Source organism: Yoonia sp. BS5-3 (assembly GCF_038069655.2).
In the GTDB taxonomy this organism is placed as follows: Bacteria; Pseudomonadota; Alphaproteobacteria; order Rhodobacterales; family Rhodobacteraceae; genus Yoonia; species Yoonia phaeophyticola.
The window spans coordinates 1,253,390-1,272,657 of sequence record NZ_CP150951.2; the positions used below are offsets into that span (position 1 = coordinate 1,253,390).

The window sequence follows — 19,268 nt, forward strand, 5'->3', positions numbered from 1 at the left end:
ATGCTGACCATCGAAAGCCTGAACCATCTCGGCCTTGGCCGGGCCTCTGACGGGCAATCGGTCTTGCCGCGGGTTTTGCCAGGGGAATTGGTGGACGTGGCGCAGGATGGTACCATCCGCATCGTCACACCATCGGCTGATCGGGTCGCGGCACCTTGCAGGCATTTCAAATCCTGCGGCGGTTGCGCGATGCAACATGCCAATGATGGGTTTGTGGCCGATTGGAAGCAGGATATCGTCGCAAAAGCTCTGCAAGCCCGTGGCTTGGATCCCGATTTCAAACCAATCGTGACATCGCCAGCGCAATCGCGGCGGCGGGCCAAATATTCTGGGCGCCGGACGAAAAAAGGGGCGATGGTCGGCTTTCATACCAAAGGGTCAGACACCGTGATTGCAGTGCCGGATTGCCAGTTGGTGACACCAGCACTGACAGCCAGCCAACCGGTACTCGAAGCGCTGACTTTGCTGGCCTGCTCACGCAAGGGCGAAATCGATCTGACTGTGACCGAAGCGGCGCACGGGCCTGATATCCTTGTCGAAACAGACAAGGATCTGACACCGCAATTGCGGGTCGAACTGGCAGGGCTTGCAAATAAATACGGGTTGTCACGGCTGGTCTGGAATGATGAACCAGTTGTGGTCATCAATCCGCCTGCGCAGGATTTCGGGGGCAGCAAAGTAACGCCGCCACCCGGCGCATTCCTGCAGGCAACGAAACATGGGGAATTGGCGCTACTTTCCGCGGTTGAGCAAATCACAAGTAAGGCGATCCGGATCGTCGATCTTTTTGCGGGGTGCGGGACATTCACCCTGCCGCTTGCAAAACGGGCCGAGGTTCACGCAGTCGAAGGCGAAAGTCACATGCTCGCGGCGCTGGATAAAGGATGGCGCGAGGGGCACGAGTTGCGCAAGGTAACGACGGAAACGCGTGACCTATTCCGCAGACCGCTTGAACCGGATGAGCTTGGGTATTTTGATACGGCTGTCATCGATCCACCGCGGGCGGGTGCCGAGGCGCAGATCGATACGCTGTGCCGCTCTGACATTGGCACCATTGCGATGGTGTCCTGTAACCCCGTGACATTTGCGCGTGATGCAAAATCACTTGTAGATGCAGGTTTTGATATGGGCTGGGTCCAAACTGTGGATCAGTTTCGCTGGTCCGCCCATGTGGAACTTGTTGCAGCTTTCACACGCAAGTGAATCATTAACCAAATCTTTTCCTCCCTTTGGCCACAATTATTCAGTAATACAGTCAAAACGGCGCAGACCGGGGCAGTAGGCAGAGACATGATTTCAAGACGGTCAATGATGATTGGCGCCGCACTTGGTGCGGCAGGTTGTTCAAACGATATTCCAAGATATACCGGGCCAGAGGTAACGCGTATTCAGGTGTTCAAGCAGCAGCGCGTGATGCAATTGCTGCATCACAATGGGCTTTTGAAGCAATATGATGTCGCGTTGGGTTTCGCACCTGAGGGTCATAAAGCCCAAGAGGGCGACGGGCGTACGCCCGAGGGTGCCTACCGTATTGATCGGCGCAATCCGCAAAGCCGCTTTCACCTATCGCTGGGTATTTCATATCCAAACGCGTCAGATGTCGCGCGCGCGCGTGAGCTCGGGGTTAGCCCTGGCGGGGATATCTTCATCCACGGTACACCAAAGGCGTGGCAAGGTTACCGGGACTGGACCTGGGGCTGCATCGCCGTACAAAATCACGAAATGGACGAGGTCTACGCCATGGTCCAGACCAACACGAAAATCTTCATTTACGCCTAATTTTAGCGTTTAGCGAGAGGCAGCGAAGCTGCGTCTCAAGACAATCACGAAACGCTATAAATTCTAAACGGCGGATGGGATGGCCTGCTGTACAGCCGGGTCACTTCCCATGTTGAGCGTCCACCATAACTTGCCGCTTTGTTCCTGAAACCAGGCGAATCCCATAAAGCGGGCGTTTGGATCAACGATGACGGTGCGCGTATCATTTTGACCCATCCATGCAGCCAAAGTCTGCAATTCGGTCTCGTAGGATTCTGAGATATTCTCACCCAGCAATCGGCCCGGAAAGCCGACGCGGCGGGCGCGATCAAGTGGGCTTGACCCGTCAGATCCGAAAAGCCATGGGCGGTTCTGGATCGACATATCGCGGGCATGGGTCGCCGCAGCCGCGTTCAGGCGTGGGTCAAGTTCCACCGGCGTTACCCCAGCCCGCTGGCGAATAGCGTTCACACTGTCGAGCATCCGAAATTGCACGGCGGCTTCGTCGCGGGGTCTGATCCGATAGACGGATTGCAGTGGCAAACCATCTGGCCCAACGGCCCGCTCGGGTGTTTGACCACATGCGGCTAACACTGCTGCCGACAGACCCAACATCAATTCGCGTCGATACATTATCTTCTCGCCCTGTACTGTGCCGGTCTTGCTTACCGGTATTGTCCAGACACTTCAAACACACATCGTCGCACCTCAACGTTGCCTGACGATTGTTTGAATTGCGGTGGCCCCGGGGACACATTAGATCATAGAGTGATGAGCCTTTTCATAGGATTCGGAGTAGATGATGAAGAATGATTTTTCGCGCCGTGGGTTTTTGGCTGGGACAGCAGCCGTGATCGGAACAGGTGCTGCCGCGCAGGGTGCTAACACGACCGAGATTGAAAGCGATATCTCGCAAGGGGTGCAGCGTAATATCTCAAGCTTCCGTTCGCTGGATTGGCAGCCCTATTTTAGCAATCTTCGCAACGGTGCCATTCTGGTCGATATCCAATCACGTGCGCTGCATTACTGGTCCGAAGATCAATCGATCTACAAGCTGTTCCCAACTAGCGTACCACTGACTGAGGATTTGACCCGTACCGGCCGTACCGAGATTACCCGCAAGGTAGAGGGGCCCAGCTGGGCGCCGACCCCTGCGATGAAAATTCGTAACCCTGAATGGCCTGATTTCATCGGCCCCGGCCCGGATAACCCATTGGGAACACACGCGCTTTATCTAAGCTGGCGGTATTACCGTATCCACGGCACGCATGACACGCGTAAGATTGGGCGGCGTTCTTCAAACGGCTGTATCGGTCTTTATAACGAACAAATCGCCGAACTTTATGGCTATGCCAAAGTAGGCACGCAGGTATTGCTGATCTAAGTATTGGCCGCAGCTTTTAGTTTTCTGGGGCGCCTATCCGGCGCCCTTTTTGCCGCGCGCCTCAGCTGCGTTTCCGGTGGACGATTTTGGAAAACACCAATCCAACGACACCAAATCTGGGTTTGATTGGCGGCGGCACTATTTCAGGAAGCACGTCGATAGATTTTGGCCGACTGGGTCGGCTCGGTCGGCTGACTTCGCTGCGCGGCCGGCGAGGTCGTTTGATTTTGCCGTCTCTAGCCTCAGAAGTTTCGGCGTTAAATTCTTCGATCCAGTCCAGCTTGCGCCGTTGATCAAGCGGTGTCACTGGCGGGGGCGGCGTTTCGGCTGTCTTGCCGACACGTGGCTGCGATTTCTTCACAAACTCATTGGTTTCCGACACCAAACGGGTCAGCGTTTTTCCAAGATTATCGTTTGAAACCAACTTGAAAGGCGCTGGTGCGGCTTTTGTGTCTTTGTTGATCATATCCGCCCATTCGCGGGCAGATTGGATGCGGTCTTTGGGCAGGATTTGCATGGCTTTGTCGATCGCCGCCAGGAAATCGGGATCAAAATCGTCAAAGCGGCCCGCCAGAGGTTTGCAAGGATCGGGGTTCTTTCCAGCGAATTCTGCCATACGGGTCTGGCTATTCGGCGGCGCTTCGCCGGTGATAAGGTGGTAGAATGTTGCGCCCAACGCATACAAGTCGCTACAGGGCGATTGTTTGCCGCCAGCAAAGTAAAACTCTTGCGGCGAATAGCCGTCTTTGACGACCAGCACGGATGACAAGGCGCGTGTTTCGCGGCTCGCCTCTTCGCGTGCGGCACCAAAGTCGATCAAAACCGGGCTACCCCATTTATCCAACAGGATATTGTCGGGCGAGATATCGCGGTGCAGTAGATCTTGGCGATGGACCAGATCGACGGCGTCCAGCACTTTGATCAACGTCTCGGTGATCTGGCGGGGCGTCAGAACCTGCTCTTGGTCCTTGATAATATGCAACATATCCCGGCCATCGATCAGATCGAGCACCATATATGCGGTTTCGTTATCCTCAAAAATCCGGTGTACACCCACAATGTTCGGATGCCGCATTTTGGCAATGCTGCGTGCTTCACGCATGAACATTTCGACAATGGCCCGGTATTTTTCGTGATGGGTATGGGACCGGACCAAAACCTGCAGGCCTTCACGGCGGCAGAATACTTCAGGAAAGCACTCTTTGATCACCACGTTCCGCTCAAGATAGTTGTCTTGCGCCAGATAAGTGATCCCAAAACCGCCATTGCTGAGCGGGCGTTTAATGGTGAACTGATCGCCAAGCAGAGTCGTTCCGGACGGGAGCGCTTCGCTCCTTTCTCTTGGAACATCCTCAGATTTGATCGTCTCCGCAGGGATCATTTTTCACCAAATATGCGCGCGTAATTTTGCGCGAGCGACACAAGAACTCTAGATAGACCGTTGATTATGCTGAATTATGTTTGCAATGGGGCCGAGTTGCGAAAAGTTGGGGGTTTTTGAGGTGTTTGATGTGGGGAATATCGGCGAAAATCGCTGGATTCTCCATTCCTATATTCTGATCTGGTTTTAAAAATACATCAACAAAATCAATAGTTTAAATCTTAACAGACCCATGTATTGCGCTTGCGTTACTGACGATTTTCCGCGGAATATGCATTCCAAACGCTCCGCGCCCAGATTGCCACAATTGCCGGTTTTTTGTGCGATTTGCTGCCTTCGTTAACGATCTGACAACGCTCATTTGTCGCGTATGCCTAGCGTACAGATGGCGTACATATGTTGTACATACGCAGTACGGTTGCCATTTTCCCTAATAAAATATGAACGAATCGATCAGTCCGCCAGAACGGACATGTCGATTCGAAGATGTGCTTTGCCATCACTTGTTCGCTCTTTGGACCATCCTTTTGGTCCAACGACCCCCCGAATCCTTTTGCGCAGATTCGCGAATGCAGCCGAGGCTACCGTATCCACAGGATTATCGAGATTGAGATCAAGTCGTGACCATCAAGGTCGGACGGGTTCGGAGCTGACAACGACAGCCGAAAAGCGTTTGGACAAGTACCAACCCTGTACCTGTCACCTGGGATGACAGATAGCACGAACAATAGTGGTGCGAAGCACACAGTGATCCGAAGGTAGATTATCCCCATCTCGGCCAGTTTGGGTGCGCCACTTGCTGCCATGATCGCGACCTGATCGCCAAACAGGATGAACAGCAAAATCAGCCCACCGCCAAGGACCAAGGCCAGACCATGCGCGCCAACAAATACAGCGCGTGCCGCTTCGATCCGTTCCCCGCCCAAATGGAAGATGGGCCTCGCGTTACGCGGAAGAAAGGTTTTTGAGATATCAAGGCAGAACTGAACCAAGATATCGTGTCCGCGAGAGGCAGGCGTCTGCAGCCTTGCCACCCGCACACGCGTCGTTTTCCTAGGCGTCAACGGGGGTCCGTTTTGTTCAGCGTTGTTGATTCTGATCTTGCAGCGTTACCCGAGCCAGCCTTTCAAGTTCGACTCAATCACCCCGGTCAAAGCGTCGATATGAGCCGCGTCGTCGTTTAGGCAGGGGATATAGGTGAAATCCTGACCGCCAGCCTCTTCGAAGCTTTCTTTGATCTCTTCGTTGATCTCTTCCAGCGTCTCGATACAGTCGGCTGAAAACGCGGGTGCGCAAACGGCGATGTTTTTTACGCCTTCTTCTTCGGCGAGCCTTGCGACTTCTTCGACTGTGTAGGGTTTCAGCCATTCTTCGGGGCCGAATTTTGACTGGAAGGTCGTTACGATTTGCGTGTCGTCCCAGCCGAGCCGTTCTTTTAAAAGCCGCGTCGTTTTCTGGCATTGGCAATGATAGGGATCGCCTTCGCGCAGGTACCGCTCTGGTACGCCATGATACGAACAGATCAGCTTTTCGGGTTTGGTTTCTGCTGCCGCGTAAGCCTTTTCAACCGATTGGGCGAGCGCATCGATATAGGCGGGGTTTTCGAAGTATGGTTCGACAATCCGCGCAATGGGCTGCCATTTTTCTTCCATCAAGGCCCGAAAGAACTGGTCATTCGCCGTCGCCGATGTGGCCCCCGCATAATGCGGATAGAGCGGGAAAAACAGGATTTTGGTGCATCCAGCCTCAACCATTTCGCGTACCTTTGATTTGGTTGAAGGGTTTCCATAGCGCATACAGAAATCAACGCGCACATCATCCCCGAAGCGCTGGATCATTTCTGCCTTGATCGCCGTCGTCTGTTTTTTGGTGATCGTCAGAAGCGGGCTTTCGTTATCTTCTTCGTTCCAGATCGATTTATACGCGGCCCCCGATGAAAAGGGCCGTTTGGTCAGGATGATGAGCTGCAAAAGGGGCTGCCAGAGCCAAGCAGAGTAATCGACCACCCGTTTGTCAGACAGAAATTCGCTGAGATATCGCCGCATTGGCCAATAATCGGTTGCGTCCGGCGTACCTAGATTTGCCAGAAGGATCCCAACCCGTGCTGGCTTGATTGCCGGATGATCTGCATTTGCGTGGACCGGACAGGTTGCCGGGCGTTCGGCCTTGTCGTCTTGTGCGTCAAACATTGTCATTGTTCCTTACCTAGCGCTGATTCCATCTGTTTGGAATGCACCTCAGTTTGATCAGAGGTAGATCAGTCTTCTGATTTATCCAGCCGCGTTTCGCTTGTATTCAGCGCATCCGCAAGCCGTGTTGTCGCGCTGCCCGGTCGCAGCGCCTGTGGTTGGTTTTCCGATGGTGCCCAGCCCGTCAGGGTGATGATTTCAAATGTTGCGTTCACCCGTCCGTCATCATTTCTGAAATTGGCCGCGTAGATACAGGCCGCTTCTGTCAGCATATTGCGCGCCGTTGCGTGTTTTATCCGATCATCCAACGCGTTGTTTTCGCCCATTTTGCGCAGGTCGTGCATCAAGTGAAATGCATTTGCATAGCTGGCTGTTAGTGGTGTGCTGTCAGCTACTGGCAAAGCGTAACCGGCCCGTTGTAACAGCCCGCCCACATCCCGAATTTCCCCCATCGGTGCGATCCGTGGCGACAGGCCGCCGCTGATCGCCACCTCGGCCTCGGCCAATGCGCTGCGCAGTTCATGCAGCGTTTGCCCCCCGAAAAAGGTGCACAGCAGCAGCCCATCGGGTTTCAGCGCATGTCTTGCCTGGACCAATTGCCCGACCGGGTCATTGGCCCAATGCAAGCAGAGCGTATGCAAGACCAGATCATGCTGCCCAGGTTCTAGCGCAAGCGTCTCATCATCTGGCACGATTGTCGCGTCCGGGTATTTTTCGGCCCAAAAATCGGGAAAACCAGTCACAATCGCGATTGATTGAAAGGTTCTATTAACCTCAATCAGTCTTTCTTGAAGTTCATCGGCGACCGTTTCGTGCAAAAATAGTGCGTTGCGTTCGGCGCGGGCGCGGTTGCGTTGCAGGGCGATCCGGTCGGTGAGTTGGGGCATTGTCATGCCGGTCATTTAGGGCGCATTCATGCGGTTGCAAAGTGTCATTCGGGCGATCTATCCCGCGCAATGCGTGGCCTGTGATACGCCGACGGAGTCTGAATTTGGTCTTTGCGGCACCTGTTGGCGTGATGCCAAGTTCATAGGCGGTCTTGTTTGCGATACCTGCGGCACCCCTTTGCCTGGCGATGATCCGGGCGAGCCTGTTCAATGCGATGATTGCATGACCATTGCCCGCCCTTGGGATCGCGGCCGCGCTGCGTTGGTCTACACCGGCATTGGCCGCCGTTTGGTTTTGTCATTGAAACACGGGGACCGCACCGACCTGGCCCGTCCTGCCGCATTGTGGATGACACGCGTCGCCCGTCCTTTGCTGCGAGATGACACGATCCTTGTTCCCGTCCCGCTTCACTGGATCCGATTGGCCCGTCGGCGATACAATCAGGCTGCTTTGCTTGTCCATGAACTGGGCAAGGCTGTTGGTCGTCCGGTCTGTGCTGATGCCCTGATCCGCCCCAAAAAGACCCGCGCCCTTGAGGGTCATAACCGCGAATCCCGTTTTGCTGCTTTATCCGATGCCATTGCCCCCCATCCCAAACGCGCCTCGCAGATTGCGGGCAAATCGGTATTGCTTGTTGATGATGTCATGACGTCCGGCGCCACCCTGGCTGCATGTGCAGAGGCTGCAAAACTGGCCGGTGCCGCAAATGTGTCAATCGTGACACTGGCCAGAGTGGTCAAAGATGCCTAAATCGGTGGGGACTTCGTTACGGGGACCTGATCAATGGCAAATGTTGAGATTTACACCAAACCCACCTGTGGCTTTTGCCACATGGCAAAGCGCCTGCTAAAGTCAAAGCAAGTGAGCTTTTCCGAGGTGAATATTATGCTGCAACCCAAGCGGCGCGAAGAGATGATCCAGCGCGCCAAAGGCGGTAGCACCGTTCCGCAGATTTTTATTGATGGCACCCATATTGGTGGCTGCGATGATCTGATGGCGCTTGAGCGCGCAGGCAAGTTGGATGCCTTGCTGGCTGCATGAAGGTTGCGCTGCTTCAGTTGAATGCGTCCGACGATCCGGCTGCCAATCTTCGTCAGACCGAGGCCCGCATTGCTGAAGCCGCTGCGCTGGGCGCGGGTTTTGTGCTGACCCCTGAGGTCACCAATTGCATTTCCCAAGACCGTGCCCATCAATCCAGCGTTCTCCAGCTTGAGCCTGATGATTTGACCCTTGCTGCATTGCGCGCTGCCGCCGTCCGTCATGATGTTTGGCTGTCGCTTGGATCGCTTGCGGTGAAGACAGATGATCGTCATGGCCGCTTTGCCAACCGCTCATTCTTGATTGATCCCAAGGGCCGCATTGTCGCGCGTTATGACAAGATTCACATGTTTGATGTGGCTGTGTCAGAGACCGAAACCTATCGCGAATCCGCCGGCTATCGACCCGGCCATAGCGCTGTTGTCGCCGAGACCCCTTTTGCCAATATTGGCTTGTCCATCTGCTATGATCTGCGTTTTGCTTATCTTTATCGCGCATTGGCCCAAGCTGGCGCGCAGATCTTGCTTGTTCCATCCGCGTTTTCACCCGTTACCGGCGCGGCCCATTGGGAGCCTTTGCTGCGCGCCCGCGCTATTGAAACCGGGTGTTATGTTTTTGCAGCCGCCCAAACTGGTACCCATGCAACAACCGCCGGAAAGCCCCGCAAAACATACGGTCACAGCATGGCTGTATCCCCTTGGGGCGAGGTCCTGTTGGATATGGAAACCGATGAGGGCGTCGCGCTGGTTGATTTTGACCCGAATGAAGTGGCACAAAGCCGAAAGCGCATTGCCGCGCTAAGCCATGATCGACCCTTTGAAGGCCCTTAATGTCCGACAATTCGCAGAACCTGGCCGTTTCGCTATTTAGCGAAATCCTTGTTGTGGACCAATTGGCCCGCGCAGGTGTTGGCCGTGCCTTACCAAAGGGGATGGAGCTATCCCATTTTTCGGTGCTGAACCATCTTGCCCATACCGGGACTGAACGTACCCCAGCCCAGATCGCCAAGACATTTCATCTGACCCGTGGTGCTATGACAAATACGCTTAATAAACTTGAGCGCGCGGGCTGGGTACATATCCGCCCCGATTGGGATGATGCGCGCCGCAAAATGGTTGCGATCAGTCCCGCTGGGATTGCCGCACGTGATGCAGCCCTGGCCGCGATCACCCCGGTTATCGCGGATGTTGTCCGAAAAGTTGGCGAAGACCGTGTTCGTACCGCATTGCCGGTTCTGCGCGAGATGCGCGCAAAGTTAAGCGAGATGGAATAAGTCAGACACCTTGGGATCAATGGGACCTGACCCTAGCGTGCGGCCAAGCCCATCCGCCAGGCCGATTGTTGGCTCCCAGCCCAAAAGTTGCTTTGCTTTTGCAATATTAGGGCAGCGCCTGGTGGGATCGTCGATGGGCCGCTGTGTGAACTCAACCCGGCTTTTGTTGCCGCAAGCCTGATTGATCTGGTCGGCCAGTTCCGCCACGCTGATTTCATTGGGGTTTCCAATATTGAAGACTTCGCCCCGCGCGGCATCGATCGCCCCGAGCCGCATTAGCCCTTGGACTGTGTCGTCGACATAGCAAAAGCTGCGCGTTTGCGTCCCGTCACCATGGACAGTCATGACCTGCCCGGCCTTTGCTTGCGCCATGAAATTTGGCACAGCGCGCCCATCCTCAATTTCCATACCCGGCCCGTAGGTGTTGAAAATCCGAGCGATCCGAATGTCAGCGTTTTGTGTGCGAACGGCGTCCATCAGCAGGCTTTCGGCTGCCCGTTTGCTTTCATCATAGCAGGCACGCGGCCCAATCGGGTTTACATTGCCCCAGTCAGTTTCGACCTGCGGATGCGCCAGTGGGTCGCCGTAAACCTCGCTTGTTGAGGCTTGAACTAAAGTCGCCTTACACGCCATCGCGTGTTCCAATAGATGCATTGCCCCCAGCACATTGGTCTTCCATGTCTGGATTGGGTCTGCTTGGTAATGGATCGGCGATGCAGGGCTGGCCAGATTGAAGATCACATCCGCCGCCCGAAAGTCACGAATTATGCTGACGTCTTGCCGGTCAACGGTCACACCGTCTGGCACGTGTCCAGTTCCCGTTGAAAAATTGTCGACCACATGCACCCGGGCCCCGGCATTCAGCAGCGCGCGGCAGAGATGTTGCCCGATAAATCCCGCCCCGCCTGCCACCAGGGCGGTTTTTCCGTCGAAAAATTCCATGAATTATGTCTCTCGCTCTGTAATCAGTCGTGCGGCTTCGGCGCTTTCGCTTTCAAATGTCAGGGTTTTTGCAAGGGCTTGCCCATCGGCGGCAATTTCTTTGGCTTTGTTTGGGTATGATCTGACCCAGTCGATCTGGTCGCCCAAATCACTTAGGTCAGCCTTTATTGGCACGTAATGTTCCCACGGTTTTAGTTTGTGATAGTACCATTGGTAAAATCCCCCTGGGCTGTTGACCTTCAGCACACAGCACCCCAGTTTCAGTCGTTGCATGAAATTGCACCATGCGTTGCTGTACCCGTCAATATCGACGGCATATTTCATGCTTCCCCATTGGTGCCTGTCGATCGGTGCGCCTGTCAGTTCAGCAGTCCTGAGGATGTTGCAAAAGGGCTGTGTTGGATCATAGAGAAACCGAAAATCCACCCCAAGCGCTTTGCACTTTAATGCCATGCGGATCCGTTGCGCGGTGCTGGGGTTGTCGATCAGTTTTGGATCAAGTGAAAATACACCGGTTCCGTTTGGTGCCCCGCGCCAGATGATATCGTCGCTGCGCGCTTCCCAATCAAGCGCTTGGCTTTCTGCAAACTTGTCCGTTTTCGCATAGCCCCTGTCGCGAAAGAAATGCGAATCTGGCAGCGCCGTATAAAGATCGGACGTGATCGCAAATCTGTATTGCGCGCTGGAAAGCTTGTTCCCATCGGACATGTCTGCCGTGATTTGCCGGACCGTGTCGGGTGTCTGGCTGAACCAATAGGCATAGGGCGCAACCCGTTCGCAGTAGATCGCTTGCCGGTACCCCCGCCAGCCTGGATTAATTAACCCTGTGATCCCTCCGTTTTCCCGGCGCAGGATCAGGTCATGCGGTGCCTGGGGTTCCTGTGAAGCCGCGATTCTGATTGGCAAGGGCGCGACGCCCGCCCGTTTGCACATGGCGTTGGTGCCGCTGCGCAGGCGCTGGATGTGTTTATATTGATGGATGGGTTCGCGCACCCATCGTTTTACAAGAGAATGGCGGGGAGGCATCGTTTCAATCTGGATTGCGGGCAAAATGGCCACGGGTTTCCATTTTTGTGCCTTGGTTCCCTTCGTTATTCAACGGGTTTTGTTGCAGCAGTCACATAGTTCACCGACAGGTCCCGATCCGAGATTGACCAGCTGAACTGCGCAAAATTGAACACAAAGCCTTTGCGGTCGACTGGCTGCATGCCTGCTTTGGTCATCAGCGCGAAGAGTTCATCTGGCGTGATGAACTTGTTCCATTCATGCGTCCCTTTGGGCAGCCAGCGCATCACCCATTCCGCCCCCACAATTGCCATCGCAAAGGACTTTGCGTTGCGGTTGATGGTCGAGCAGATGTGGATCCCCCCCGGTTTCATCAATCTTTGGCAGGCCGTCAGATACCCAAGCGGATCGGCCACATGTTCGACCACTTCCATATTCAGAACCGCGTCGAATTGTTCGCCTGCCTCTGCCATCGCCTCGGCGGTGGTGTGCCGGTAGTCGATATCCAGCCCTGATTGTTCCGCATGAATTTTGGCAACCGGGATGTTCCGTTCGGCCGCGTCTGCCCCCACTATAGTTGCCCCAAGCCGCGCCATGGGTTCGCATAAAAGCCCGCCGCCGCAGCCAATATCCAATATACGCAGCCCTTTGAACGGCGCATCTTCCTGCAAATCCCGTCCAAATTCTGCAGCAATCTGGCTGGTAATATATTCCAGCCGCACCGGGTTCATCATGTGCAGAGGTTTGAACTTTCCGTTCAAGTCCCACCATTCTGCGGCCATAGCCTCGAACTTGGCGATCTCGGAGGGATCAACTGTGTTTGTGGCCGACATTTTCAGCTCCGCATTATGGTCAGTGGCGATGATACTCGATATAGATTGCATATGGACAAAGTCGTAGGACAAAAGCGCGCAACGGCGCATCTTTATCCGCCAATTGACCCATTTGATCAGCGTATGCTGACCGTGGGTGAAGGGCATAGCATTTATGTTGAGCAGGCGGGGAACCCTGACGGTATTCCTGTGGTCGTTCTACATGGTGGTCCGGGCGGCGGCTGTAGCCCTGCCATGCGCCGCTATTTTGATCCTGAGATTTTTCGCGTTGTGCTGTTTGATCAGCGTGGCTGCGGCCGCTCGCGCCCCCATGCCAGCGTTGTCGGTAACACGACCTGGCATTTGGTTGCTGATATTGAACAGATCCGGAAGACGCTGGGCATTGATCGTTGGATTGTCTTTGGGGGCAGTTGGGGCGCCACGCTTGCCTTGGTTTATGCCCAAGCCCATCCTGCCCATGTCGCAGCTTTGACCCTGCGCGGTGTTTTCCTGATGACCAAACCAGAGCTGGATTGGTTTTATGGCGGCGGCGCCGGAAAATTCTGGCCTGATCTTTGGCAGCGTTTTGCCGGGATGATCCCCAATGACGAACATGATGACTTGATCGCTGCTTATCACCGCCGTCTGTTTTCTGGCGACATTCCGAAAGAAACCCGTTTTGCCAAGGCTTGGGCTGCCTGGGAAAACGCGCTTGCCTCGATCGGCAGTGACGGCATTACCGGCGAAAGCCCCGCTGATTACGCCCGTGCCTTTGCCCGGCTGGAAAACCATTATTTCGTCAATGGTGGCTTTTTGTCCGAGGATCAGCAGATTCTGCATCCCGCGCAGATGGCCAAGATAGCCGATATTCCGGGCGTTATCGTGCAGGGCCGTTATGATATGATTTGCCCCCCCATTTCGGCGCATCGCCTGGCGCAGATGTGGCGCAAGTCGCGTCTCACTTTGATTGGTCGTGCGGGTCATGCGTTATCAGAACCCGGTATCAGTGCTGAATTAATACGCACCATGGATATGATGGGCGCCCAGAGAAAAGCTTTGAGGCTTTAGGGTTTACAGATGAAAATTTCCCGTTAACATTCATGATAACACAGGGAACTTTATATCTTGGGCAACGTCCTAACGATCATTCTACAGCGCCTTGCGCTTGGCCTGCTTACCTTGCTTATCGTGTCGGTGGTTATCTTTGTCGCTGTCAATTTGCTGCCTGGTGACTTTGCGCAATCCATTCTTGGCCAAGGTGCCACGCCTGAGGCTGTTGCATCGATCCGCCGTGATCTTGGCCTCGATCAACCGATGGTTACCCGCTATTTTGACTGGCTTGGCGGCGCGCTGCGCGGTGATTTTGGATCAAGCTTTGCCCAAGCCAATTTTGCCAGCTTCAGCGGCACCAATTCAGGCGCCACGACTGTTGCCGCCCAGATTGCCCCGCGTTTTGCCAATACGATGTTCCTGGCCATGGTCACAGCTGCGATTGCTGTCCCCTTTGCGATCATTCTGGGTATTCTAGCTGCCCTTTATCGCAATTCGGTTTTCGATCGCGCCACAAACATCTTCACCTTGTCGTCGATTTCCAGCCCAGAGTTTTTCCTGGCCTATATCCTGATCTTGTTTCTGGCGGTCCTGAACCCGATCTTCCCGTCGCTTTCCAATATCTTTGAAGGCATGCCCTTTAGTGAGCGCCTGGAAAAATCGATGCTGCCTGCCCTGACCCTGACCCTGGTTGTCACTGCCCATATGATGCGCATGACCCGTGCTGCCATCATCAATCTGTTGGCCAGCCCATATATTGAGATGGCCCGCCTAAAGGGGCTTTCCCCCATGCGCGTGATCGTCAAACATGCGTTGCCCAATGCCCTTGCCCCGATCATCAATGTAATTGCCTTGAACCTGGCCTATCTGATCACTGGCGTTGTCGTGGTTGAGGTCGTTTTTGTTTACCCCGGCATTGGCCAGCTTTTCGTTGATAGCGTGAAGATCCGCGATATCCCCGTGGTGCAGGCCTGCTGCCTGATCTTTGCCTCAGCGTACATTCTACTGAACCTGACAGCTGATGTTATGTCTATCCTGTCCAACCCCCGTTTGAGGCATCCGAAATGATCTGGCTGTGGATTGCACTGGCGCTGGCCGGCATGGCTGCATTGGCCTGGGGATTTCGGTTTGCGGGTCAGTTGGCGACGTCAAATGCCCCAAAGTTTCGCGATATGCCTTTTGGTGTCGCCTATGGCTACATCCTGGGCGCCGTTGCTTTGGTATGGTTGACCTGGGCCTATTTTCAGGGCCGCAGTCCTGAACCAGAAATAGCCAATAAGTTCTTTTTCCTGCGTATTGCTATTGAAGGCTTCATCTTTTTTGCAGTTGCCGCGTGGCTGTTTCGCCTGTTTGGTCGCTATGTCGGCACCGCGTGGAGCCGCAAGCTGTTTCGCGCCATGCCGCTGACGGCCTCTTTTGGCATTCTGGTCATCCTGATCTATGCGGTTTTCGCGATTTTTGCCGGTGCGATTGCCCCTTACGGCCAAGAGCAGATTATTCCCGGTGTCGCTGCCAATATTATCCCCGGCGGTGATCCGGCGCTGGGCGGCAACCCCGATTTTCTTTTTGGCACTGATCAGATCGGCCGCGATATTCTAAGCCGCTTGATCTATGGTGCGCAGAATACCGTTGGTATTGCTTTTGCGACGACCCTTCTCGCCTTCCTTCTGGGTGGCACATTTGGGTTTCTCGCGGCCACCTTGGGCGGTTGGCTGGATCAGATTCTGTCGCGCATGGTCGATGTGTTGATGGCCATTCCGTCGTTGATTTTCGCCTTGTTGCTGATGACCATCGCCAGCGTTTGGGCCCCGGAGTTGGGCATTCCTCTGACCGTCTTTATGGTTGTCATCATCGCGGTGATCGACAGCACCCGGGTTTATCGTCTGGCCCGCGCCGTTGGGCAAAACATTGTGGTCATGGACTATATCGAGGCTGCGAAGTTGCGCGGTGAAGGTCTGGGTTATTTGATTTTCAAAGAAATCCTGCCCAACGCGACCGCCCCCTTGCTGGCCGAGTTTGGTTTGCGCTTCTGCTTTGTTTTCCTGACGATTGCCGCTTTGTCCTTCCTTGGTGTGGGGATCCAACCCCCCTTGGCCGATTGGGGTACGATGGTCCGTGATCTAAGCGGTTTTGTGAATTACGCGCAGTTTGCCCCGCTGGCTGCAACCACCCCATTGCTTGCTGCTGGTGCGATTGCTTTGCTGACCGTTGCGGTGAACTTTGTCGTGGACTGGATGCTGCACCGATCTTCGGGGTTAAAAGAATGAGCGACGAACCACTTCTGAAGATGCGCGGTGTCAAGTTGGAAGGCCGCAGCGATGAGACCTGGAACCCGATCATCAATGGTATCGATCTGACCCTTGCCCGGGGCGAGGTGCTGGGTTTGATTGGCGAATCTGGTGCTGGCAAGTCGACCCTGGGCCTTGCTGCCATGGGCTATACCCGTGACGGCGTACGTATCAGTGGCGGGTCCGTGGAATTTGACGGGATTGATTTGCTGACTGCCTCTGCCGCGGTCAAGCGCGATTTGCTGGGCAAACGTATCGCCTACGTGGCCCAATCCGCCGCCGCTAGTTTCAACCCTGCCCATAAGCTGATGGATCAGCATGCCGAAGGTCCGGTTCAGCATGGTGTGAACAGTCGCGCTGAGAGCGAAGAGGATGGGATTGAGCTTTATCGCAAACTGCGTTTGCCGAACCCGGATCAGATTGGCTTTCGTTATCCGCACCAAGTGTCTGGTGGCCAGTTGCAGCGCTGCATGACCGCGATGGCCATGTCTTGCCGTCCTGATCTTATTATCTTTGATGAGCCCACAACTGCCCTTGATGTGACCACCCAGATTGAGGTGCTTGCCTCGATCCGCGATATTGTGGAGCAGTTCAATACGGCAGCTATCTATATCACCCATGATTTGGCCGTTGTGGCCCAGATGGCTGACCGTATTAAGGTCTTGCTGAAGGGTGATGAGGTTGAGACCGCTGATACCCGTACCATGTTGGCGGCGCCGACACAGGAATATACCAAATCGCTTTGGGCTGTGCGTAGTTTTGAACGCCCGCTGAAGCCAGCCGTTCAGACCGGGGCCGTGCCTGTTATCAGTGTCCAGAATGTCGATGCTGCCTATGGCAAAGTGCCTGTTTTACATGATGTCAGCTTTGATATGCACGAAGGCCGCACGGTGGCTGTTGTGGGTGAAAGCGGATCCGGCAAATCGACAACGGCCCGCTGCATCACCGGGCTTTTGCCGCCGAAGGCCGGTCAGATCACGCTGGATGGTGAGGTTTTGCCGCTCGACTATCGCAAGCGCGACAAAAACCAGCTGCGTCAGGTGCAGATGATCTATCAGATGGCCGACACTGCGCTGAACCCGCGCATGTCCATTGGCCAGATTATCGCCCGCCCGGTCCAGTTCTATCTGGGTTTGACCGGTACTGAGCGCCGCAAAAAGGTTGAAGCCCTGCTTGAGCAGATCGAGCTGGAACCTAGCAAGTACTACCACCGTCTGCCGTCAGAGCTGTCAGGTGGTCAAAAACAGCGCATTGGGATTGCCCGTGCTTTGGCGGCCGAGCCCAAGTTCATCATCTGTGATGAGGTCACATCCGCACTCGATCAGTTGGTGGCAGAAGGTATTCTGCGACTATTGGCCCGCTTGCAGGATGAGCTATCACTGTCTTACATGTTCATCACGCATGATCTGGCCACGGTGAAGGCCATCGCAGATGAGGTCGTGGTGATGAAGGATGGCCGCGTCGTTGAGCAAGGCCCTAAGGCGGAAATGTTTACCCCGCCCCACCACGCCTATACTGATTTGCTGCTGTCCTCGGTTCCGGAAATGGACCCTGATTGGCTGACAAATCTGCTGACCGAACGCGGAGTTGATAACATCGGCGATGCCGCTGTTGATAAGATGTAGAAAGAATCACCTTGCTGGTGACTGATATCCGGGCCTGCGAATGCCCGAAGAAACAACCTAGGGAGAACGACAAATGAACGGAATTAGTAGACGCGGTCTATTGAAGACGGGTGCCGCTGCTGGTGTGCTTGGCCTGACGGGGATGCCCCTGCGTGCGCAATCGCGCGGCGGGAAACTGACTGCTGGTTTGGGCGGTGCGAACACTACCGATAGCTGGGATGGCCGCACCCATTCCGATATTTTCATGATCGCTGCCGCACATGGCACCGTCTTTGACTGTTTGACCGAAGTGGCCGCTGATGGATCCTTGAAAGGCGAGCTGGCCGAAAGCTGGGAAGCATCCGCCGATGCCAAGACCTGGACTTTCAACCTGCGCCAGGGCGTCACTTTCCACAATGGAAAGCCTTTTGGTGCGGATGACGTGATTGCATCCTTGAATATGCACCTTGGTGAAGAATCAAAATCAGCTGCCAAGCCGATTGTTGAAGCCATCACCGAGATGACCAAAGTCACCGATCATCAGATCCAGTTCACCCTGGCCAATGGTAATGCCGACTTCCCTTATCTGATGTCGGATTATCACATCCTGATGTTCCCTGCCGGTCAGATTGATGAAGCTATCGCCAATGGCATCGGCACAGGCCTGTACCAGGTTGTATCCTTTGACCCCGGTGTCCGCTTTGTTGGCCGTCGTTATGAAGATCACTACAAAGGCGACAGCGCTGGTTTCTTTGATGAGGTCGAGTTTATCGCCATCAACGACAACACAGCCCGCATGAATGCCTTGATGACGGGTCAGGTTGATACAATCAACCGCATCGACTTTAAGACCGAAGCCTTGCTAAAGGCCAACCCTGCTTTGCGCATTCAGGAAGTCACCGGGAACCAGCATTACAGCTTCCCCATGCTGACAAACACCGCCCCGTTCAATGATGTGAACGTCCGCCGTGCCTTGAAATATGGGATCAACCGTCAGGAAATGGTCGACAAGATCCTGCTGGGCCATGGTCAGGTTGGTAACGACACCCCAATTGGCCCCGCCAACCAGTATTTCGCTGCTGATATGGAACCACTGACCTATGATCCTGATCAGGCCAAATATTACCTGCAGCAAGCTGGTCTAGACAGCATCGATATCGATCTGTCTGCTTCGAATGCTGCGTTTGAAGGCGCTGTTGATGCCGCCCAGCTGTTCCAGGCAACGGCTTCGGCTGCTGGTATCAATATCAACGTGGTGCAGGAACCTGCCGATGGTTACTGGTCCAACGTTTGGCTGAAAAAGCCATTCTGTGCCTGCTACTGGTCTGGCCGTGCGACTGAGGACTGGATGTTCTCGACTTCCTATGAAGCTGGTGTGCCATGGAATGACAGCCAGTGGGATGAAGATGACAGCGCCCGCTTCCAAGAGTTGCTGATCTCTGCCCGTGCTGAGTTGGATAGCGACAAGCGCCGTGAGCAGTATGGCGAGATGCAGCAGATCTTGCGTGATGATGGTGGCGTGCTGATTCCAATGTTTGCCAACTATGTGCAGGCGGTGAACAACCGCATTGCCTCGCCTGATACAATCGGGAACCTGTGGCAGATGGATAACGCCCGTATGGCCGAGCGTTGGTCGGTGGCGTAAACCCCGGATAC

21 protein-coding genes are annotated in these 19,268 nt (G+C 54.7%); 12 read left to right on the forward strand and 9 right to left on the reverse strand.

The window, feature by feature from the left end; genetic code table 11:
* Entirely contained in the window at positions 1–1,203 is a 1,203-nt protein-coding gene (locus AABB29_RS06395) for a class I SAM-dependent RNA methyltransferase (protein ID WP_341367726.1), read from the forward strand.
* A gap of 105 nt (positions 1,204–1,308) precedes the next feature.
* Positions 1,309–1,779 (forward strand): L,D-transpeptidase family protein, encoded by a 471-nt coding sequence (locus AABB29_RS06400; RefSeq protein WP_341367725.1) that lies wholly within the window; start codon positions 1,309–1,311, stop codon positions 1,777–1,779.
* Between the two features lie 63 nt (positions 1,780–1,842).
* Here AABB29_RS06400 and AABB29_RS06405 read toward each other — a convergent pair whose 3' ends face one another.
* On the reverse strand, positions 1,843–2,391 hold the full coding sequence (locus tag AABB29_RS06405) for a CAP domain-containing protein (protein ID WP_341367724.1): 549 nt from the start codon (positions 2,389–2,391) through the stop codon (positions 1,843–1,845).
* 169 nt (positions 2,392–2,560) lie between these two features.
* On the opposite strand from AABB29_RS06405, the gene AABB29_RS06410 reads away from it, so the two are divergent.
* On the forward strand, positions 2,561–3,142 hold the full coding sequence (locus AABB29_RS06410) for a L,D-transpeptidase (protein WP_373636904.1): 582 nt from the start codon (positions 2,561–2,563) through the stop codon (positions 3,140–3,142).
* Between the two features lie 61 nt (positions 3,143–3,203).
* Here the strand turns inward: AABB29_RS06410 and AABB29_RS06415 are convergent, their stop codons facing one another.
* The 5 genes from AABB29_RS06415 to AABB29_RS06435 form a co-directional block, all read right to left on the reverse strand.
* Positions 3,204–4,523, reverse strand: coding sequence for a protein kinase (locus tag AABB29_RS06415; RefSeq protein ID WP_341367722.1), 1,320 nt, complete (start codon positions 4,521–4,523; stop codon positions 3,204–3,206).
* Between the two features lie 453 nt (positions 4,524–4,976).
* The gene (locus AABB29_RS06420; RefSeq protein ID WP_373636831.1) at positions 4,977–5,117 is read right to left on the reverse strand and encodes a glyoxalase superfamily protein; all 141 of its coding nucleotides are present in this window, start codon (positions 5,115–5,117) and stop codon (positions 4,977–4,979) included.
* Positions 5,105–5,587: a hypothetical protein gene (locus AABB29_RS06425; RefSeq protein WP_373636832.1), complete on the reverse strand. Its 483-nt coding sequence runs from the start codon at positions 5,585–5,587 to the stop codon at positions 5,105–5,107. The genes AABB29_RS06420 and AABB29_RS06425 overlap by 13 nt, the downstream gene beginning before the upstream one ends.
* Positions 5,588–5,632: 45 nt before the next feature.
* The gene (hemH, locus tag AABB29_RS06430) at positions 5,633–6,718 is read right to left on the reverse strand and encodes a ferrochelatase (protein WP_341367720.1); all 1,086 of its coding nucleotides are present in this window, start codon (positions 6,716–6,718) and stop codon (positions 5,633–5,635) included.
* 62 nt (positions 6,719–6,780) lie between these two features.
* Positions 6,781–7,614 (reverse strand): methyltransferase domain-containing protein, encoded by an 834-nt coding sequence (locus AABB29_RS06435; RefSeq protein WP_341367719.1) that lies wholly within the window; start codon positions 7,612–7,614, stop codon positions 6,781–6,783.
* 13 nt (positions 7,615–7,627) lie between these two features.
* Between AABB29_RS06435 and AABB29_RS06440 the strand changes: the two genes are divergently transcribed.
* The 4 genes from AABB29_RS06440 to AABB29_RS06455 are packed head-to-tail and all read left to right on the forward strand — an operon-like array spanning position 7,628 to position 9,911.
* Entirely contained in the window at positions 7,628–8,350 is a 723-nt protein-coding gene (locus AABB29_RS06440; protein WP_341367718.1) for a double zinc ribbon domain-containing protein, read from the forward strand.
* A 33-nt stretch (positions 8,351–8,383) separates the two neighbouring features.
* A complete protein-coding gene (gene grxC, locus AABB29_RS06445; protein ID WP_341367717.1) occupies positions 8,384–8,641 on the forward strand; it encodes a glutaredoxin 3 in 258 nt (85 codons plus the stop codon).
* The gene (locus tag AABB29_RS06450) at positions 8,638–9,468 is read left to right on the forward strand and encodes a carbon-nitrogen hydrolase family protein (RefSeq protein WP_373636833.1); all 831 of its coding nucleotides are present in this window, start codon (positions 8,638–8,640) and stop codon (positions 9,466–9,468) included. The genes grxC and AABB29_RS06450 overlap by 4 nt, the downstream gene beginning before the upstream one ends.
* On the forward strand, positions 9,468–9,911 hold the full coding sequence (locus AABB29_RS06455; RefSeq protein ID WP_341367715.1) for a helix-turn-helix domain-containing protein: 444 nt from the start codon (positions 9,468–9,470) through the stop codon (positions 9,909–9,911). The genes AABB29_RS06450 and AABB29_RS06455 overlap by 1 nt, the downstream gene beginning before the upstream one ends.
* Here AABB29_RS06455 and AABB29_RS06460 read toward each other — a convergent pair.
* The 3 genes from AABB29_RS06460 to ubiG all read right to left on the reverse strand — a co-directional run bounded on the left by AABB29_RS06460 (position 9,894) and on the right by ubiG (position 12,691).
* Positions 9,894–10,853, reverse strand: coding sequence for an NAD-dependent epimerase/dehydratase family protein (locus AABB29_RS06460; protein WP_341367714.1), 960 nt, complete (start codon positions 10,851–10,853; stop codon positions 9,894–9,896). The two genes, AABB29_RS06455 and AABB29_RS06460, sit on opposite strands and share 18 nt — an antisense overlap.
* 3 nt (positions 10,854–10,856) lie before the next feature.
* Positions 10,857–11,846 carry a glycosyl transferase family 90 gene (locus AABB29_RS06465; protein ID WP_341367713.1) on the reverse strand — a complete coding sequence of 330 codons (990 nt, stop codon included), beginning with the start codon at positions 11,844–11,846 and terminating at the stop codon, positions 10,857–10,859.
* Positions 11,847–11,944: 98 nt separating this feature from the next.
* On the reverse strand, positions 11,945–12,691 hold the full coding sequence (gene ubiG / locus AABB29_RS06470) for a bifunctional 2-polyprenyl-6-hydroxyphenol methylase/3-demethylubiquinol 3-O-methyltransferase UbiG (protein ID WP_373636834.1): 747 nt from the start codon (positions 12,689–12,691) through the stop codon (positions 11,945–11,947).
* Positions 12,692–12,742: 51 nt separating this feature from the next.
* On the opposite strand from ubiG, the gene pip reads away from it, so the two are divergent.
* From pip to AABB29_RS06495, 5 genes are all read left to right on the forward strand, one after another.
* A complete protein-coding gene (gene pip, locus AABB29_RS06475) occupies positions 12,743–13,738 on the forward strand; it encodes a prolyl aminopeptidase (RefSeq protein WP_341367712.1) in 996 nt (331 codons plus the stop codon).
* Between the two features lie 57 nt (positions 13,739–13,795).
* Complete coding sequence (locus tag AABB29_RS06480) at positions 13,796–14,788, forward strand: ABC transporter permease (RefSeq protein WP_341367711.1); 993 nt, start codon at positions 13,796–13,798, stop codon at positions 14,786–14,788.
* Complete coding sequence (locus tag AABB29_RS06485) at positions 14,785–15,987, forward strand: ABC transporter permease (protein ID WP_373636835.1); 1,203 nt, start codon at positions 14,785–14,787, stop codon at positions 15,985–15,987. Before AABB29_RS06480 ends, AABB29_RS06485 begins: the two co-directional genes overlap by 4 nt.
* A complete protein-coding gene (locus tag AABB29_RS06490) occupies positions 15,984–17,633 on the forward strand; it encodes an ABC transporter ATP-binding protein (RefSeq protein ID WP_341367710.1) in 1,650 nt (549 codons plus the stop codon). The genes AABB29_RS06485 and AABB29_RS06490 overlap by 4 nt, the downstream gene beginning before the upstream one ends.
* A 73-nt stretch (positions 17,634–17,706) precedes the next feature.
* Positions 17,707–19,257 carry an ABC transporter substrate-binding protein gene (locus AABB29_RS06495; protein WP_341367709.1) on the forward strand — a complete coding sequence of 517 codons (1,551 nt, stop codon included), beginning with the start codon at positions 17,707–17,709 and terminating at the stop codon, positions 19,255–19,257.
* The last annotated feature ends 11 nt before the right edge of the window (positions 19,258–19,268 follow it).

What these genes read in the sequence shown, in the direction of transcription:
- AABB29_RS06395 (WP_341367726.1), top strand. Translation starts at nt 1, where the DNA reads ATGCTGACCATCGAAAGCCTGAACCATCTCGGCCTTGGCCGGGCCTCT.
- AABB29_RS06400 (WP_341367725.1), top strand. Translation starts at nt 1,309, where the DNA reads ATGATGATTGGCGCCGCACTTGGTGCGGCAGGTTGTTCAAACGATATT.
- AABB29_RS06405 (WP_341367724.1), bottom strand. Translation starts at nt 2,391, where the DNA reads ATGTATCGACGCGAATTGATGTTGGGTCTGTCGGCAGCAGTGTTAGCC.
- AABB29_RS06410 (WP_373636904.1), top strand. Translation starts at nt 2,561, where the DNA reads ATGAAGAATGATTTTTCGCGCCGTGGGTTTTTGGCTGGGACAGCAGCC.
- AABB29_RS06415 (WP_341367722.1), bottom strand. Translation starts at nt 4,523, where the DNA reads ATGATCCCTGCGGAGACGATCAAATCTGAGGATGTTCCAAGAGAAAGG.
- hemH (WP_341367720.1), bottom strand. Translation starts at nt 6,718, where the DNA reads ATGACAATGTTTGACGCACAAGACGACAAGGCCGAACGCCCGGCAACC.
- AABB29_RS06435 (WP_341367719.1), bottom strand. Translation starts at nt 7,614, where the DNA reads ATGACCGGCATGACAATGCCCCAACTCACCGACCGGATCGCCCTGCAA.
- AABB29_RS06440 (WP_341367718.1), top strand. Translation starts at nt 7,628, where the DNA reads ATGCGGTTGCAAAGTGTCATTCGGGCGATCTATCCCGCGCAATGCGTG.
- grxC (WP_341367717.1), top strand. Translation starts at nt 8,384, where the DNA reads ATGGCAAATGTTGAGATTTACACCAAACCCACCTGTGGCTTTTGCCAC.
- AABB29_RS06450 (WP_373636833.1), top strand. Translation starts at nt 8,638, where the DNA reads ATGAAGGTTGCGCTGCTTCAGTTGAATGCGTCCGACGATCCGGCTGCC.
- AABB29_RS06455 (WP_341367715.1), top strand. Translation starts at nt 9,468, where the DNA reads ATGTCCGACAATTCGCAGAACCTGGCCGTTTCGCTATTTAGCGAAATC.
- AABB29_RS06460 (WP_341367714.1), bottom strand. Translation starts at nt 10,853, where the DNA reads ATGGAATTTTTCGACGGAAAAACCGCCCTGGTGGCAGGCGGGGCGGGA.
- ubiG (WP_373636834.1), bottom strand. Translation starts at nt 12,691, where the DNA reads ATGTCGGCCACAAACACAGTTGATCCCTCCGAGATCGCCAAGTTCGAG.
- pip (WP_341367712.1), top strand. Translation starts at nt 12,743, where the DNA reads ATGGACAAAGTCGTAGGACAAAAGCGCGCAACGGCGCATCTTTATCCG.
- AABB29_RS06485 (WP_373636835.1), top strand. Translation starts at nt 14,785, where the DNA reads ATGATCTGGCTGTGGATTGCACTGGCGCTGGCCGGCATGGCTGCATTG.
- AABB29_RS06490 (WP_341367710.1), top strand. Translation starts at nt 15,984, where the DNA reads ATGAGCGACGAACCACTTCTGAAGATGCGCGGTGTCAAGTTGGAAGGC.
- AABB29_RS06495 (WP_341367709.1), top strand. Translation starts at nt 17,707, where the DNA reads ATGAACGGAATTAGTAGACGCGGTCTATTGAAGACGGGTGCCGCTGCT.